Below are 16,988 nucleotides of genomic sequence, written 5' to 3' on the forward strand. Positions count from 1 at the left end.
TGGTCCGGGCGCGGCCCCGGTGCCGTCCGCCAGCGACCCGTTTCCGGATCGTTTCGGGGGAACGCCCCGGACGCTATTGACACCTCTGTCGCGCCGTGCGTATGGTCGCCGCCAAGTTGTACATGGTTGTCCATGAACAAGAGGCCAGGATGAAGATTGCAGTGGTCGGCAGCTACGGCGCCGGGCTCACCATGCAGGTGCCCCGGATGCCCGTGGCGGGTGAGACCCTCTCGGGCGGCAGGTTCGCCTCGGGGCACGGGGGCAAGGGCTCTAACCAGGCGGTGGCCGCGGCCCGCCTGGGCGCGGAGGTCAGCTTCCTGACCGCCGTCGGGCCGGACCAGTTCGGCGCCGCCGCGCGCCAACTCTGGGCCGAGGAAGGAATCGACGCGAGCGGTGTCCGCACCGCCGACGCCGCCACCATGGTCGGCATCATCCTCGTCGACGAGGAGGGCGAGAACCGGATCGCGATCGCGCCCGGAGCCCTGGACGAGCTGACCCTCGCCGACATCGACGGGTTCGCCGACCGGATCGCCACGGCGGACCTGGTCGTGGTCAGCCTGGAGATTCCCCTGCCGGTCGCGGTCGCGGCCCTGCGTACCGCCCACGAACGCGGAGTCCGCACCCTGCTCAATCCCGCCCCGGCCGTGGCCCTGCCCGACGAGGCGTGGGAGTGGATCGACGTGCTCACCCCCAACGCCAGCGAAGCGCGGGTGCTCACCGGCCGCGACCCGGACGACCCAGCCAACGGCGACGAGCTGGTGGACCTGCTCCGGACCCGCTACGCCGGGACCCTCGTGCTCACCCTCGGCGCCGAGGGCGCCCTGGTGGACTCCGACGGGCAGCGGTCCCGGGTCGCGCCCGTCACCGTGCCCCGCGTGGTCGACACCACCGGCGCAGGCGACGCCTTCACCGGTGCGCTCGCGGTCGCCCTGGTCCGGGGCGACGACCTCACCGAGGCGGTCCGGTTCGCCGCCGCGGCCGGCGCCCACACCGTCGGCATCGCCGAGGTCATTCCCGCCCTGCCCCGCCCGGACGACGTCGCGGCCCTGTTGAGGAGATGAGAGATGGCCCAGATGACCGCTCAGGCGGCGCCTCCCGTGAAGACGGCGGTCGCCGCTTCCCGTAACCCCTCGCCCTTCCAACGGTTCCTGCACGCCCGGGAGTCGAGCACCTTCCTCGCCCTGGTCGTGCTCTTCGCGCTGGGCACCCTGGTCGCTCCGGGCTTCGTAGGGGCCAGCAACTTCCTCACCGTCGGCCAGCAGATCGCGCAGATCGGCATCATGGCGATCGGCGTCACCTTCGTCATCATCAACGCCGAGATCGATCTGTCCGTCGGCTCCATCTACGGCCTCGGTGCCGTGGTCTGCGGTCTGCTCATGACCTCGGACGTCGCCTGGCCGCTGGCCGCCGTCGCCGGGATCGCCGCCGGCACGGTCGCCGGCCTGCTCAACGGCCTGCTGACCGTGGGGTTCGGCATCCCGTCCTTCATCGTCACGCTCGGCACCCTCAGTGTCTTCCGGGGGGTGACGCTGCTGCTCAGCGGCGGGTCGCCGATCTCCCTGTCCGCCAACGACCCCGAGGTCGCCGAGTTCAACCTGCTCGGTCAGGGCAAGCTCTTCGGCGTCCTGCCGATGCAGCTCGTCATCTTCGCCCTCGTCGCCGTCCTCGGCACGATCGTGCTCTCCCGGTCCCGCTACGGCTTCAACACCTACGCGGTCGGTGGCAGCGCCGAGGCCGCCCGGCTCTGCGGCATCAAGACCGGTCGGGTGCGGGTCACCGCCTTCATGCTCTCCGGCACCCTCGCCGGTCTCGCCGGCGTGCTCGGCCTGTCCTTCCTCTCCTACGTGCAGGGCGTCACCGGCGCCGGGATGGAGCTCACCGCCATCTCCGCGGTGATCATCGGTGGCGCGGCCCTGTTCGGCGGGTCCGGCACCATGCTCGGCACCGTCATCGGCGTCGCGTTCATCGGCGTACTGCAGAACATCCTCAACCTCCGCGGCATCTCCTCCTTCTGGCAGACGGTGGCGACCGGCACGGTGATCATCCTCGCCGTGGCCGCCGACACCTGGCTGCGCAGACGCTCCGGACGTCGGTGACCTTCGCCGGCACCCACCCCGCACTCCCCCGTCCCCCACACCGCAAGGAGTCACCCCTGATGAAGCTCTCCCTCGGGCGTCGGATCGCGGTCGCCGCGACCCTCGGCCTGGCGCTGGTGGCGAACGCCGCCTGCGGCGCGATCACCCCGGCCAGCACCGCCTCCGCCGAGAGCGGCGGCTTCAAGCTCGCCGACTACATCAAGGAAGCCGTCGACAAGGGCGAGCCGCTCAGGATCAAGCTGAGCTACCACGACCCGTCGCTCGCCTTCGCCGTCCCGATCCGCCAGGGCATGGAGCGCGGCGCCAAGGAACTCGGCGTCGACGCGCAGATGATCGGGCCGTCGGGCGGCAATCCCGCCGACCAGGTCAGCGAGCTGCAGACCCTGATCAACCAGAAGCAGATCCACGGCCTGGCCGTCTCCTCGGCCAGCAACGACGCCCTCAAGCCGATCATCGCCCAGGCGTACGACGCCGGCATCCCGATCATCTCGTTCAACACCAACAACCCCGAGTCCAAGCAGATGGGCTTCGTCGGCCAGGACCTCGTGGCCTCCGGCCGCTCCCTGGCCAAGGAACTGCTCGGCGTGCTCAAAGGGAAGACCGGCAAGGTCGTCGTGGTCTCCGTCGACTCCGGCGCCGGCTGGTCCAACGACCGCTTCTCCGGCTTCCAGGAGGGGCTGAAGGACTCCGGCGTGCAGATCGTCGGTCCGGTGAACACCGGCAACGAGCCCAGCGCGGCCTACAACACCATCGAGTCCACGATGGCGGCGCAGAGCGACGCGATCGCCCTCGTCTCCCTCGACTGCTGCAGCTTCACCGCCGGCGCCAAGTGGCTCCAGCAGTCCGGCAAGGCGGGCAAGATCCACGCGGTCGGTTTCGACGTGCAGCCGCAGACCGTCGAGTACCTCAAGGGCGGCGTCGTCGACCTGACCATCAGCCAGGGCCCCGCCGAGCAGGGCTACCAGGCGGTCAAGCTGCTCGCCGACTTCCTGAAGAACGGCACCGAGATCAAGGACGTGGACACCGGGGCGCTCGTGGTCACCCGCGACACCGTGGCCACCGTGCCGGTGGAGGGCTGAGCCGATGACCAGCCCGGCCACGATCGCCGCCCCGACGACGGCCGCCGTCGAGGTGACGGGTCTGTCGAAGCACTTCGGAGCCGTCCGTGCCCTCCAGGACGTGAGCCTCAGCGTCCCCGCCGGCAGTCTCACCGCCGTGATGGGTGAGAACGGTGCCGGCAAGTCGACACTCATGAAGATCCTGGCCGGGCTGGACACCCCCACCACCGGTACGGTGCGGGTGGACGGTGAGGAGGTCCGCCGGTACGACCCGGCCACGCTGCTCAGCCGGCACCGGGTCGCCCTGGTGCCCCAGGAGCTCGCCCTCGCCCAGGACCGGACCGTCGCCGAGAACATCCTGCTCGGCGTCGAACCGGGATCCCGCCCCTTCCCGCACCGCCGCCGGATGGACGAGCGGGCGGCGGAACTGCTGGACCGGCTCGGTCTGCGGGTCGACCCCCGGCGCAGCATCCGCCGCCTGGACGCCGCTTCCCAGCAGTTGGTGGTCATCGCCCGGTCCCTGGCGCGCGAGGCGCGAATGGTGATCCTCGACGAGCCGACGTCGATCCTCTCCCCCGCCGAGTCGGAACGACTGTTCGAGGTGATCCGGTCGCTGCGGGCCGACGGGGTGACCATGCTCTACGTCTCGCACCGGATGCCCGAGGTGTTCGCCCTCTCCCAGCACATCCACGTGCTGCGCGACGGTCGGCACGTCGGGCACTGGCCCACCGCGGAGGTCACCCCCGACCAGGTGGTCGCCGCGATGGTCGGCCGGGAACTCGCCGCCGAGTTCAGCCGGCACGACAGCCCCGCGCCCGCCGCCACGGCCACCCCGCGCCTACGGCTGCGCGGCGTCTCCGGCGCCGGTTTCACCGGGGTCGATTTGGACGTCGCCCCGGGCGAGGTGGTCGGCGTGGCCGGCCTGCCCGACAGCGGCCGGATCGAGCTGTTGCGCGGCATCTTCGGCGCCGACCCCGTGACCGGCGGCGAGCTGTCACTGGACGGGGAGACGTTCACCGCGAGGTCGCCGCGGGACGCCATCGCCGCCCGGGTGGCGTACCTGCCGGGCGAACGCCGGCAGCAGGGGATCCTGCCGACGATGAGCGTCGCCGACAACGTCAACATCCTGACCCTGGGCCGTCGGCAGCGCTTCGGCCTGCTGCGGCGGCGGGCCCTGCGTCGTGACGCGGACACCCGCGCGCGGGAGCTGCGGGTGAAGACGTCGACGACCGCCCAGGGCATCACGCAGCTCTCCGGCGGCAACCAGCAGAAGGCGCTGCTGGCCCGGTGGCTGTCCATCGAGCCCCGGCTGATGCTGCTGGACGAGCCCACCCGTGGCGTCGACGTCGGCGCCAAGGCGGAGATCTACCGGCTGTTCCGCACCCTGGCCGACGAGGGGGTGGCGCTCGTCGTCTCCTCGTCGGACCTGCCCGAACTGCTGACCGTCAGCGACCGGATCGCCGTCATGGCCGCCGGCGCCCTGGTCGGCGTCATTCCCGCGGCGGAGGCCACCGAGGAGTCGGTGATGGCCCTGGCCACCGGCGCGCACACCATGAAGGAGAAGGCATGAAACGCAGGGGCGTGCTCAACGCCGAACTGTCCGGGGTGCTGGCCACCCTGGGCCACACCGATCTGCTGCTCGTCGTCGACGCCGGTTTTCCGATCCCGCGCACCGCCCACCGCATCGACCTGGCCGTCACCGAGGACCTGCCGAGCCTCACCACGGTGCTCGACCTCGTCGCCGACGAGATCATCGTCGAGGGCGTCGTGGTCGCCGAGGACGTCACCACCCACAACAAGCCCCTCGCCCAGTGGCTGGGGCAGCGCTTCCCCGGCGTACCGACGACCACCCGGCAGCACGCCGAGATGCTCGGCGAACTGGCCCACCAGGCCAAGGCGATCGTCCGGACCGGGGCGTTCAACCCGTGGGGCAACGTCGGGCTGATCTGCGGCGTGGACGTGCCGCGCTGGTTCGACGAGCCCGGAGTCATCGTGCCCGACTACTACCAGGACCGGATGTAGCGGCGTCGTCGCCGCCGCCCCACGACGTACCCGACATTGGAGAACAACGTGAGCACTGCCACCCTGACCGACGCCGACCTCACCGCCGCGGCGCTGGCCCCCTACATCCAGCACACCCTGATCGAATCCGGGGTGACCCGGGACCGGATCGTGGCCCACGCCGAGGAGGCCGTCCGGTACGGCTTCAACGCGGCGATGGTGCCGGGCTCCTGGGTCCCCGAGGTCGCCGAGGTCCTGCGCGGCACCGGCGTCGAGGTCGCCTCGGCGCTGGACTTCCCCACCGTCGGGGTGACCACGAGCGCCGGCAAGGCCGCCGAGGCCGAGAGCCTGGTCCGGGCCGGTGCGACCCAGATCGACATCGGGGTTCAGCTCGGCTGGCTCAAGAGCGGGCGGTACGACGCGTTCCGCGAGGACATCGCCGGCGTGGTCCGGGCGTCCGGCGTACCGATCAAGGTGATGCTCGAACTGCCGCTGCTCACCCCGGACGAGCGGGAGGCGGCCGTCGAACTGTCCATCGAGGCCGGTGCGGCTGTCCTGAAGAACGCCAGCAGCGGCGCGATCGAGGTGGCGAACCCGGAGAGCGTCGCCTACCTGGTGGCCCGCGCGCCGGAGGGCGTGAAGGTCAAGGCCTCCGGTGCGATCAAGTCCTTCGATCAGGCCGTGTCCCTGCTGCGGGCCGGGGCGGTGCTGCTCGGCACCAGCGCCGGGGTCGCTATCGTCACCGACACGACCAACGAAGAGACCACGAGCTACTGACCGTCCGCGCCCCTCGACCACGGCGCCAGGTGCGGCCGGGGTCGAGGGGTGGCGGAGTCTCATGGAAGGTGACATGTCCGACCAGTTGCGCCCGTCCGGAGCGTCCGAGCACCTCGACCGTGACGCGCCGGTGCCCCTGCACGCGCAGGTGTCGGAACAGATCCGGGCCCGGATCCTGTCCGCCGAGTGGCCACCGCACTACCGCCTGCGCAGCGAACCCGAACTGGCGACCGAACTCGGCATCTCCCGGGGCACCCTGCGGCGGGCCCTGTCCACTCTGATCCGGGACGGCCTGCTGGTGCAGGTCCGGGGGCGTGGCACCTTCGTCACCTCCACCGCCATCGAGCCCTCGATCGCGCAGAAGCTGACCACCCTGTCCGAGGACTTCGCCCGGCAGGGGATCTCGATGACCACCCAGGTGGTCACCCACCAGGTCATGGCCGCGCCGTCACCGGTGGCCGCCCTGCTCGACCTGCGCCCCGGCCAGTCGGTGCTCCGCCTGGAGCGGCTCCGTTCCACCTCCACCGGCCCGGTGGCCTGGCTGGTCAACTACGTACGCGTCGACCTGGCTCCCGGCCTGGACCTGGTGGACCTGGCCGACCGCTCCCTGTTCGGCCTGCTGGAGAACGAGTACGGGCTGAAGATCAGCACCGGTCGGCGTACCTTCAGCGCGACCGCCGCCACCGGACGGATCGCGGCGGCGCTGGAGGTGCCGGAGCACTTCCCGCTGCTGTACCTGGAGCAAATCACCTACCTCGACGACGGCCGGCCGATCGAGTACTCCGACGTGTGGATCCACAGCGAACGGATGCGGGTCACCTCCCTGCTCTCCCGTCGCTGACGGGCACCTCGGCGCCGACGCCCGGCCACCGGCCAGGGATTGGTTCTCGACGGGAGGCGGCTGGCCGCGTACGGTGCGGGCGTGGTGGTGGTGTGCGTGCGTGTCGGTAGCGGCGACCGCGAGGTCGGGCAGGACAGGGTCGAGGTGGCGGCCCGGGTCCACGGACGGCTGAGAGGCGGCCGGTGAACCGCACCCGCCAGGAACCGTACGTGAACCGACCGCCCCGCGTCGGCCCGGCCGCGGTCGTGTTCGACCTCGACGGCACCCTGGTCGACACGATGACGATCGCTCCCACCGTGTACGCCGACACGATCCGCGCGCTCGGCGGGCCGGACGTCTCGCCGGCCACGGTCGTCGCCACCTGGCACATCGGAGCCACGCCGGTGGTGCTGGCCCATTTCCTGCAGCGGCCCGTCACCGCCCCCGACCTCGAGTGCTTCCACCGCCATTTCGAGGCGGTGGTCGCGGACGTACGACCGTTCCCCGGCGTGCTCGACCTGGCCGACGACCTCGACCGGGCCGGCTGCCGGCTCGGCATCTTCACCGCCGCCCCACGACGGAGCACGACCCTCGTGCTGGCCCGCACGGGGCTCGACCGGCTGTTCCCGGTCGTGGTCTGTGGTGACGAGGTCCCCGCGCCGAAGCCCGCGCCGGACGGGCTGTGGCTGGCCTGCCGCCGCCTGGGCGTCGACGTCGCCGAGACCGCGTACGTCGGCGACGCGACGGTGGACCTCGCGTGCGCGGAGGCGGCGGGAGCACTGGCGGTGCACGCCCGCTGGTGCGACACCTCCCCGGCTCCGGCGGACGTCCCGGCGGTGGCCCACCGGCCCGCCCAGGTCCTCGACCTGCTCGCGGTGACGGCTGGCTGACGCGGGAGGCCATGGGTGCGCGTCAGCATGGCGACCAGCGCCGGCAGGGCTGGCCAGCCGAACGAGGACTTCGTCGGCGCCGTTCCCGGCGCCGCTGTGCTGCTGGACGGCGCCGGCATCCCGGGAACCGAGTCGATCTGTTCCCACGGTGTCGCCTGGTACACGCACCGTCTCGGCGGCGCGCTGCTCGGCCTGCTGTCGCGTGACGACGGGCGAGACCTGGCGGCGATCCTCGCCACCGCGATCGGCGAGACAGCCGCCGATCACCGCGGCACCTGCGACATCACGGACCCCAGCAGCCCGCAGGCGACGGTGGTGATCGTCCGCGCCCACCGGGACCGCCTGGACCATCTCCTGCTCGCGGACTCCATCCTCGTCCTCGACCAGGTCCGCGGTGGCCCGCAGGTCATCACCGACGAGCGTGAGGTCACCGCCAGGCGCACCTGCTCGGCGCCCCTGGACGGCGTTCCCAGGGGAACACCGGAGTATGACCGCATCCGGGACTCCTGCGTCGAGGCACTGCGCGCTCGCCGGAACCAGCCGGGCGGCTACTGGATCGCCAAGGACGATCCGCACGCGGCGGAGGAGGCGGTGACCGGCAGCCGGCCGCTTCATGACCTGAACGGCGTCGCGCTGCTCAGCAATGGCGCCAGCCGCATCGTCAGCCCGTACGGCCTGACCGACTGGCCCGGCGTACTGGGCCTGCTCGGCGCGTACGGGCCGGGTCACATCATCCGCCGCGTCCGGCAGGCCGAGGCCCGCACCTCCGGAGGCCCCGACGCTCGGGTCCCTGACGACGCCACCGTCGCGCACTGCACCCACCTGCCGCGCCCTGAAGGGGCCGGGGGCGCCGACGGGACATCCGGACCGGGGGTGAGCGGTCTGGCAGGTGACAATTCGCCGAACTTGAGACCGTCGACCGGTCGCCACTGCCCTTCCCGCTGCTCTTCCTGGAACGAGATCCGGTAGCGGACAGATGTGATCTTCGCATGACCCGGTCCCGCGTTGAAGAAATAGAGGGCCCAGCGATCACCGTCGCCGCCCCGCCGCGTCAGCAACAGCCGAAGTGAGGTCGCACCGTCCCGGCGAGCTGCGCATCAGCCCACCGAACGCGGCTGGCAGATTCGCAGTGGTGGGAGGCCCAGCACGGAGAGTCGCCACGGAATCTCGTCCACGGAAACGGCGGCGTTCGCACGAATTGCCTCCCGGGCGAAGTCCCGCCAGAATCGCCATGAGCGCGGCGGGGAACGTGGTGAACAGCCTCGATACCCGGACCTGATGCCAGTGCGCCCACAATCGGAGGGGGCATCTGATTTGACAGCTGAGAACTCGACGCGGCCCAGCGAGACGAGCGTCACGCGTGGCGGCCGGGCGATCGCCCGACGACGGTGGCGAGGGCGGACCGTCGCCGGGGGCGATGCCTTCGTCATGTCACAGTGGGGCCGTGCCGCCCCGCCGGAGTTCGAGCCCCTGCCCTACGGTGTTGGGGGCGCGTAGCGCGCTGTCCGCAACATGGCACTGCCGGCCGCCGGATGTCGAGCGAAACAGGGGTTCTCAAGCGCCGGCGGAAGGGTGAACACTGCCGGGGGCTGCCGTGTCACGGGGCGTACATCGTTGGTCTACAGGAAGGCTCGGTCGGGTGTTCAGTCGTGTCGCCATCGTCAACCGTGGAGAGGCCGCCATGCGGCTCATCCACGCCGTACGGGACCTGGCCGCGGAGACCGGCACCCGGATCGAGACCGTCGCCCTGCACACCGACGTCGACCGCACGGCCACCTTCGTCCGCGAGGCGGACCTGTCCTACGACCTCGGTCCCGCGTCCGCGCGCCCGTACCTCGACCTGAAGGCGCTGGAGCGCGCGCTGGTGGAGACCGGGGCCGACGCCGCCTGGGTCGGCTGGGGCTTCGTCGCGGAGGACCCGGCGTTCGCGGAGCTGTGCGAGAAGGTCGGCGTCACCTTCGTCGGCCCGAGCGCGGAGGCCATGCGCAAGCTCGGCGACAAGATCGGCGCGAAGCTGATCGCCGAGGAGGTCGGCGTGCCGGTCGCGCCGTGGAGCCGCGGTGCGGTCGAGACCCTGGACGCGGCCCTGGCGGCGGCGGCCGAGATCGGTTACCCGCTGATGCTGAAGGCGACCGCGGGCGGCGGCGGGCGCGGCATCCGCGTGATCACGAACGAGGCCGAACTCGCCGACGCCTACGAGCGCACCAGCCAGGAGGCCGCGCGGGCGTTCGGCAGCGGCGTCGTGTTCCTGGAGCGCCTGGTCACCGGCGCCCGGCACGTCGAGGTGCAGGTGATCGCGGACGGGGAGGGCACGGCGTGGGCGCTGGGTGTCCGCGACTGCTCGGTGCAGCGGCGCAACCAGAAGGTCATCGAGGAGTCGGCGTCGCCGGTGCTCAGCCCCGCGCAGGCGGCCGAGCTCAAGGCGTCGGCCGAACGGCTGGCCGTCGCGGTCGGCTACCGCGGCGCCGCGACCGTCGAGTTCCTCTACCACCCCGGTGACCGACTGTTCGCGTTCCTCGAGGTCAACACCCGCCTGCAGGTCGAGCACCCGATCACCGAGGCGACCACCGGGTTCGACCTGGTCAAGGCGCAGCTGCACGTGGCCTCGGGCGGACGGCTCGAAGGCGAGCCGCCGGTGGAGCGCGGGCACGCCGTCGAGGCCCGACTGAACGCCGAGGATCCCGACCGCGACTTCGCGCCCTCCCCGGGCCGGATCGCGCGGCTGGACCTGCCCGCCGGGCCGGGTATCCGGGTGGACACCGGGGTCAGCGAGGGCGACACCATCCCCGCCGACTTCGACTCGATGATCGCCAAGATCATCGCGTACGGCCGCGACCGCGACGAGGCGCTCGGCAGGCTGCGCCGCGCGATGGCGCAGACCACGGTGATCATCGAGGGTGGCGCGACCAACAAGAGCTTCGTGCTCGACCTGCTCGACCAGCCCGAGGTGATCGACGCCAGCGCGGACACCGGCTGGATCGACCGCGTCCGCGGCGAGGGCAGGCTCGTCTCGCACCGGCACTCCGCCGTCGCGCTGGCGGCCGCCGCCATCGAGGCGTACGAGGAGGAGGAACGCGCGGAGCGGCAGCGGCTGCTGTCGACCGCGTTCGGTGGGCGCCCGCAGGTGCAGCACAAGAGTGGCCGACCGCTGGACCTCAAGCTGCGAGGTGTCGGCTACCGCGTGCGGGTCGCGCGGGTCGGCGCGCACCGGTTCCGCGTCGGCATCGAAGCGGGTGACGACGTCCGTACCGCCGACGTCGAGCTCGACCGCTTCGACCGGCACACCGGGCAGGCCGTCGTCAACGGCACCCGGTACCGCCTGCTCACCGGCACGCACGGGCCGATCCACCTGGTCGAGGTGGACGGGGTGACGCACCGGGTCAGCCGCGACGAGGGCGGCGTGGTGCGCTCCCCGGCGCCGGCGCTGGTCGTCGCCACGCCGCTGGAGGTCGGCGCCGAGGTCGAGGCGGGCGCGCCGGTGCTGGTGCTGGAGAGCATGAAGATGGAGACGGTGCTGCGGGCGCCGTTCCGGGCGCGGCTGAGGGAATGCGCCGTGTCCGTGGGCAGCCAGGTGGAGACCGGCGCCCCGCTGCTGCGCCTGGAGCCGCTCGCCGACGACGCCGACGACGCCGAGGACACCTCGGCCGCCGAGTCCGTCGAGCTGGACCTGCCCGCCGTGCCCGGGGAGGTGCCGGCTCGGGAGCGCATCACCCGCGGCCAGGAGGACCTGCGCAGTCTGCTGCTGGGCTTCGACATCGACCCGCACGACGATCGCCGGACGCTCGACGACTACCTGGCCGCGCGCCGGGCGGCCACCGAGGACGGCCACCGGCCGCTGGCCGAGGAGTTCGAACTCGTCGACGTGTTCGCCGACCTCGCCGAGCTGAGCCGCAACCGGCCGGCGGGCGAGGACGTCGGTGGCGAAGGGCACGTGCACAGCGCCCGCGAGCACTTCCACACCTACCTCCAGAGCCTCGACGTCGAGCGGGCCGGGCTGCCGGAGGCGTTCCAGGCCAAGCTCGCCCGGGCGCTCGGGCACTACGGCGTCACCGATCTGGAGCGCTCCCCCGAGCTCGAAGCCGCGGTGTTCCGCATCTTCCTCGCCCAGCAACGCGCGTCCGCCGACGCGACGGTCGTCGCGACGTTGCTGCGCGCGTGGCTGCGGGAGCCGCCGCCGGACGAGGTGCTGCGTGAGCCGGCCGGCCTCGCGCTGGAGCGGCTGGTGGCGGCGACGCAGGTCCGCTTCCCCGTGGTCGCCGACCTCGCGCGCGGCGTGGTGTTCGCCTGGTTCGGCCAGCCGTTGCTGCGCCGCAACCGCGCCCGCGTCTACGCGAACGTCCGCAAGCACCTGCGCCACCTGGACGCGCACCCGGACGCGCCGGACCGCGCCGAACGCGTCGGCGAGATGGTGCGCAGCACCGAACCGCTGGTGCGGCTGCTCGGCCAGCGGCTCGTCCGCGACTCCCTGGACCACGCGGTCATGCTGGAAGTGTTGACCCGCCGGTACTACGGCAACAAGGATCTGACCAGCGTCTGCACCAGCGAGGTCGCGGGCTGCACCTTCGTGGTCGCCGAGCGCGCGGGCTCGTGCGTGGTCTCCGCCGCGGTGAGATTCGAAGCGCTGGGCAGCGCGCTGCGCGGGCTCGCGGAGCTGGCGGGTGGCGAGGACGCCGTCGACGCCGACATCTATCTCGCCTGGGAGAACCAGCCGGAGGACTCGGATGCGATGGCGGCGGCGCTGCACGAGGTCGTCAGCGCGCACCCGCTGCCGAGCCGGGTCCGCCGGGTCACCACCACCGTCGCGGGCCGCAGCGGCGCGGTGATGCACCACCACTTCACGTTCCGGCCGTCGAGCACCGGGATGACCGAGGAGCGGCTGATCCGGGGCCTGCACCCGTACATCGCGCAGCGGATGCAGTTGGAGCGGCTGCGCAAGTTCGACCTCACCCGGCTGCCGTCGTCGGACGAGGAGGTCTACCTCTTCCGGTGCGTGGCGCAGGAGAACCCGTCGGACGACCGCCTGGTCGCGTTCGCGCAGGTGCGTGACCTGACCGCGCTGCGGGAGCACGACGGCAGGCTGGTCGCGCTGCCGACGGCCGAGGACGTCGTCGCCACCTGCCTCGACTCGATCCGCCGGGCGCAGTCGCGGCGACCGTCGAAGAATCGCTTCAACACCAACCGGATCGTGGTCTACGTCTGGCCGCCGAGCGACCTCACCCGCGCGGAGCTGGAGATGATCGCCGGGCGCGTGCTGCCGACGACCGCTGGCGCCGGGCTGGAGGAGATCCTGTTCATCGCGCGGCAGCGTCACCGGACGACCGGCGAGCTGACCAAGATCGCCGTGCGGGTCTCCTTCGACGCCACCGGCGGCACCAAGCTGACCGTCGGCCAGCCGTCGGACGAGCCGGTCGAGCCGCTCGACGGCTACCGGCAGAAGGTGCTGCGCGCGAGCAGCCGCAACACGGTGTACCCGTACGAGCTGACCGGCCTGCTCGGCGACTTCGTCGAGCACGACCTCGACGACGACCACGCGCTGGTGCCGGTCGACCGGCCGAAGGGCCGCAACACCGCGGCGATCGTCGCGGGCGTGGTCAGGACGCGTACCCGGCGGCACCCGCAGGGCGTCACCCGGGTCGTGCTGCTCGGCGACCCGACGAAGTCGCTCGGCGCGCTGTCGGAGCCGGAGTGCCGCCGGGTAATCGCCGCACTGGACCTGGCCGAGCGGATGCGGGTGCCGCTGGAGTGGTACGCGCTGTCCGCCGGCGCCCGGATCTCGATGGAGTCCGGCACGGAGAACATGGACTGGGTGGCCGCGGCGCTCAAGCGGATCGTCGAGTTCACCCAGGACGGCGGCGAGATCAACATCGTGGTCGCGGGCATCACCGTCGGCGCGCAGCCGTACTGGAACGCCGAGGCGACGATGCTCATGCACACCAGGGGCATCCTGGTGATGACGCCGGACTCGGCGATGGTGCTCACCGGCAAGCAGTCGCTCGACTTCTCCGGCGGCGTGTCGGCCGAGGACAACTTCGGCATCGGCGGCTACGACCGGGTGATGGGGCCGAACGGGCAGGCGCAGTACTGGGCGCCGAACCTGACCGCCGCGCGGGACGTGCTGATGTCGTACTACGACCACACGTACGTCGCGCCCGGCGAGGCGGGGCCGCGGCGGGCGAAGACGACCGACCCCGTCGACCGTGACATCTCCGACTTCCCGCACGCCCTGGCCGGCAGCGACTTCACCACCGTCGGCGAGATCTTCTCGGCCGAGGCCAACCCGGACCGCAAGAAGCCGTTCGACATCCGGACCGTGATGCGGGCGCTCTCCGATCAGGACCACCCGGTGCTGGAACGCTGGGCGGGCATGGCCGACGCGGAGACCGTGGCGGTGCAGGACGTGCATCTCGGCGGCATGCCGGTGTGCCTGCTCGGCATCGAGTCACGGGCGGTGCCGCGGCGCGGCTTCCCGCCCACCGACGGCCCGGACACCTACACCGCGGGCACGCTGTTCCCGCGGTCGTCGAAGAAGGCCGCGCGGGCGATCAACGCGGCCAGCGGCAACCGGCCGCTGGTGGTGCTGGCGAACCTGTCGGGCTTCGACGGCTCGCCGGAGTCGATGCGGAAGCTGCAACTGGAGTACGGCGCCGAGATCGGCCGCGCCATCGTGAACTTCCGCGGGCCCATCGTGTTCTGCGTGATCTCCCGGTACCACGGCGGCGCGTTCGTGGTGTTCTCGAAGGCGCTGAACCCGAACATGACCGTCCTCGCGCTGGAGGGCTCGTTCGCCTCGGTGCTCGGCGGCGCCCCGGCCGCCGCGGTGGTGTTCTCCGGTGACGTCAACGCCCGCACCGCGGCCGACCCGCGCGTGCGGGACCTCGAGGCCCGCGTCGCGGCCGCCTCCGGCGCCGACCGCGCCGCGTTGACCGCGGAGCTCGACGAGCTCCGCGCGTCGGTCCGCGCGGAGAAGCTCGGCGAGGTGGCCACGGAGTTCGACCGCGTGCACAACATCCAGCGCGCCGTCGAGGTCGGCTCCGTCGACGCCGTCATCCGCGCCGCGGAACTGCGCCCACGGATCATCGAGGCCATCGAGTCCCGTTCACGCTGACCCCACCCGTCGCCGGCCGTGGCGTTCAGCCCCGGCCGGCTCGTCCGCCAGGCGCCCGCACCGGTGCGCGGAAGCCTCCGCGCACCGGTGCCCTCGCCGCCGTGACCGGGGGACATCGACACCCTGCGGCTGACCCGCCTCCGCCGCTGGGCCGAGGGCGACCTCGTCGAGATCGCACAGGCCGCCGGGGGCTGGTGTGCTCCGGCCGAGCCTTGGGGCCCGTCCGGCAGCCTGCCGCAGCCAGAATCATCGCGAGCCGTCTTCATATTTCTATGGATCTCAATTAGGCTCTGACCCGTCCCGTAATGATCCACAATGGAGGCGCCCCGTGAGGAAGATGACCGTCCGCCGCAAGAGCTCGCTGCGCCTGCTGTCCGGTGCCCGCCGGCTCTGGATCGAGTGGTGCTGGTAGCAGCCGACCCGGCGGGCGCTCCCGGGCGCCCGCCCCTGCGGCGATCGGCCCGGCCGTGACCGACGAGTCGGGCGACTACGACTGCCACCGCGACCACGGGCCGTACGCCGGGGTCGGGGCCTTCCTCGGCCGGGTCGCCGCCGACCGCCCCCGCCTGGCGTCCCGCCACAGGGGCGAGCTGCACGCCATCGCACCCGGGCTGGACGGCGCGGCACGACCGGCCGCCGAGGAGGAGCCGATCCGGTTCCATCCCGCCCGACGCACCGCCTACCTGGCCTATGGCGCGGCCGAGTTCGTGGCGGCCTGGGCAGACCGGCTCCGCCGCCCGGTCACGGTGCGGTTCACGCACGTCGGAAGCGCCGACGAGACCACCCGCGAGCTGCTGGAGACGCTGACCCGCCGGCTCGGGCCGTCCCCCGTGCGCTTCCACCTGCACGACAGTGGCCCCCGTCCGCCGGTGACGGCCGCCCCGACGCCGGAGGCGATGCGCACGGCCCTGGGCGACAGCCTGGCCCGCGGCTTCTACCACCACGCGGCCCGAACCGCCCGACGCGGACGCGCCGCCGTGACCCCCGACGGCGACCTGCGGCACTGGTGGGCGTTCACCACCGGCCTGGCCACCGCCCTGGCGGCGCTGGACCGCGCCACCGAAGCCCTCGACCTCTACCACGAGGCGCGCGCCACCACCGACAGCCCCAAGATCGCCATGTCGGCCGCGTACGCCACCGCCATGCTGTACGCCCGGCACCTGCCGGCCGCCGACCAGGACCCGGCGCGGGCGCGGCACTGGCTGGAGAAGGCGCTCCACCTCGCCGCCGGGCTGGACGACCCGCGGCAGCGGGTGCTGTCCACCGTCTTCTACGAGCAGGGCCTGGCCCTGCTGGACAGCAGGGAAGGCGATCCCGCCTCCGCGCTGCGGCTGATCGACGACGGGCTGGCCCGGTTGACCGCGGTGCTCGCTCCCGGCGAGCGCCCACAGGATCTGGCCCGGCTGCGCCACAACCGGGCGCAGGTGCACCTCGCCCTGGGCGATCCGGCGCAGGCCCTGGCCGACCTCGACACGGTGATCGCCCACGACCCGGACAACTGCGAGTACTACGTGGACCGGGCCGCCCTGCACCGGGCGGCGGGACGGCCACGGGCCGCGATCAGGGACTACGACACCGCGATCCGCCTGGGACCGCACCTTCCGGAGGCGTACTACAACCGGGCCATGCTCCACCAGGAGCGGGGCCGTTCCGGACGGGCGCGTGACGACCTGGAGCGCGTGCTGACCATCGACCCCGGGCACCTCGACGCCCGGATCGCCCTGGTCAACCTGCACGTCCGACGCGACGCGTTCGCACAGGCCGAGACGGACGCGCGGGCCGGGCTGGCGCTGGCCCCGCAGGAGCCCGCGCTGCTGTGCACCCTGGGGCTGATCCGCTCCGAGCGGGGCAGCCTCGCCGAGGCCGACCACCTGCTCAGCCAGGCGCTGGCCGGGGATCCGGAGCTGGTCGAGGCGTGGACGAACCGTGCCGCGATCCGGTTCGAACGCGGTGACGTGCCCGCCGCTCTGGCCGACCTGGACCGGGCGGTGGCGCTGTCGGCGGCACCTGTCCCCCGCTACAACCGAGGCACGGCGCTGATGCGGCTCGGACGGTGGGAAGAAGCCGCCCGGGACTTCACCCACGCGCTCACCCAGCCCGACCTGGACCGGTCGCTGCGACGCGACCTACGCGCGGAACTGGCCCGCTGCCAGCGGGCCATGCCCCGATGACCGCCGGCCAGGGCGGAATCGACGGAATCGACGAGCCCGTCGACCATGCGGCCTGATCGGGCAGTATCGT

11 protein-coding genes are annotated in these 16,988 nt (G+C 72.4%); all 11 read left to right on the top strand.

Going from position 1 to position 16,988, the window contains the following annotated elements:
• Positions 1 to 149 precede the first annotated feature (149 nt).
• The 11 genes from ACGF5G_RS17055 (at position 150) to ACGF5G_RS17105 (ending at position 16,918) form a co-directional block, all read left to right on the top strand.
• Positions 150 to 1,061 carry a ribokinase gene (locus ACGF5G_RS17055; protein WP_393263647.1) on the top strand — a complete coding sequence of 304 codons (912 nt, stop codon included), beginning with the start codon at positions 150 to 152 and terminating at the stop codon, positions 1,059 to 1,061.
• A 3-nt stretch (positions 1,062 to 1,064) separates the two neighbouring features.
• The gene (locus ACGF5G_RS17060; RefSeq protein WP_393263649.1) at positions 1,065 to 2,096 is read left to right on the top strand and encodes an ABC transporter permease; all 1,032 of its coding nucleotides are present in this window, start codon (positions 1,065 to 1,067) and stop codon (positions 2,094 to 2,096) included.
• A gap of 59 nt (positions 2,097 to 2,155) precedes the next feature.
• The gene (locus ACGF5G_RS17065; RefSeq protein ID WP_393263650.1) at positions 2,156 to 3,175 is read left to right on the top strand and encodes a substrate-binding domain-containing protein; all 1,020 of its coding nucleotides are present in this window, start codon (positions 2,156 to 2,158) and stop codon (positions 3,173 to 3,175) included.
• A gap of 4 nt (positions 3,176 to 3,179) precedes the next feature.
• Complete coding sequence (locus tag ACGF5G_RS17070) at positions 3,180 to 4,724, top strand: sugar ABC transporter ATP-binding protein (RefSeq protein WP_393263652.1); 1,545 nt, start codon at positions 3,180 to 3,182, stop codon at positions 4,722 to 4,724.
• Positions 4,721 to 5,176, top strand: coding sequence for a D-ribose pyranase (gene rbsD, locus ACGF5G_RS17075; protein WP_393263653.1), 456 nt, complete (start codon positions 4,721 to 4,723; stop codon positions 5,174 to 5,176). The genes ACGF5G_RS17070 and rbsD overlap by 4 nt, the downstream gene beginning before the upstream one ends.
• Before the next feature lie 48 nt (positions 5,177 to 5,224).
• Positions 5,225 to 5,932 carry a deoxyribose-phosphate aldolase gene (deoC, locus tag ACGF5G_RS17080; protein ID WP_393263655.1) on the top strand — a complete coding sequence of 236 codons (708 nt, stop codon included), beginning with the start codon at positions 5,225 to 5,227 and terminating at the stop codon, positions 5,930 to 5,932.
• A gap of 73 nt (positions 5,933 to 6,005) precedes the next feature.
• Complete coding sequence (locus tag ACGF5G_RS17085; RefSeq protein ID WP_393263657.1) at positions 6,006 to 6,773, top strand: GntR family transcriptional regulator; 768 nt, start codon at positions 6,006 to 6,008, stop codon at positions 6,771 to 6,773.
• Positions 6,774 to 6,982: 209 nt separating this feature from the next.
• Complete coding sequence (locus ACGF5G_RS17090) at positions 6,983 to 7,642, top strand: HAD family hydrolase (RefSeq protein ID WP_393263659.1); 660 nt, start codon at positions 6,983 to 6,985, stop codon at positions 7,640 to 7,642.
• 96 nt (positions 7,643 to 7,738) lie between these two features.
• Positions 7,739 to 8,611 (top strand): hypothetical protein, encoded by an 873-nt coding sequence (locus ACGF5G_RS17095; RefSeq protein WP_393263661.1) that lies wholly within the window; start codon positions 7,739 to 7,741, stop codon positions 8,609 to 8,611.
• 670 nt (positions 8,612 to 9,281) lie between these two features.
• Entirely contained in the window at positions 9,282 to 14,747 is a 5,466-nt protein-coding gene (locus ACGF5G_RS17100) for a carboxyl transferase domain-containing protein (RefSeq protein ID WP_393263663.1), read from the top strand.
• Positions 14,748 to 15,214: 467 nt separating this feature from the next.
• Positions 15,215 to 16,918, top strand: coding sequence for a tetratricopeptide repeat protein (locus tag ACGF5G_RS17105; RefSeq protein WP_393263665.1), 1,704 nt, complete (start codon positions 15,215 to 15,217; stop codon positions 16,916 to 16,918).
• Positions 16,919 to 16,988 lie beyond the last annotated feature (70 nt).

Origin of the sequence: Micromonospora sp. NPDC047730, from assembly GCF_043204765.1 — a bacterium.
Classification (GTDB): domain Bacteria; phylum Actinomycetota; class Actinomycetes; order Mycobacteriales; family Micromonosporaceae; genus Micromonospora.

Coding starts and splice junctions, on each gene's coding strand:
- ACGF5G_RS17055 (WP_393263647.1), top strand. CDS start 150: ATGAAGATTGCAGTGGTCGGCAGCTACGGCGCCGGGCTCACCATGCAG.
- ACGF5G_RS17060 (WP_393263649.1), top strand. CDS start 1,065: ATGGCCCAGATGACCGCTCAGGCGGCGCCTCCCGTGAAGACGGCGGTC.
- ACGF5G_RS17065 (WP_393263650.1), top strand. CDS start 2,156: ATGAAGCTCTCCCTCGGGCGTCGGATCGCGGTCGCCGCGACCCTCGGC.
- ACGF5G_RS17070 (WP_393263652.1), top strand. CDS start 3,180: ATGACCAGCCCGGCCACGATCGCCGCCCCGACGACGGCCGCCGTCGAG.
- rbsD (WP_393263653.1), top strand. CDS start 4,721: ATGAAACGCAGGGGCGTGCTCAACGCCGAACTGTCCGGGGTGCTGGCC.
- ACGF5G_RS17085 (WP_393263657.1), top strand. CDS start 6,006: ATGTCCGACCAGTTGCGCCCGTCCGGAGCGTCCGAGCACCTCGACCGT.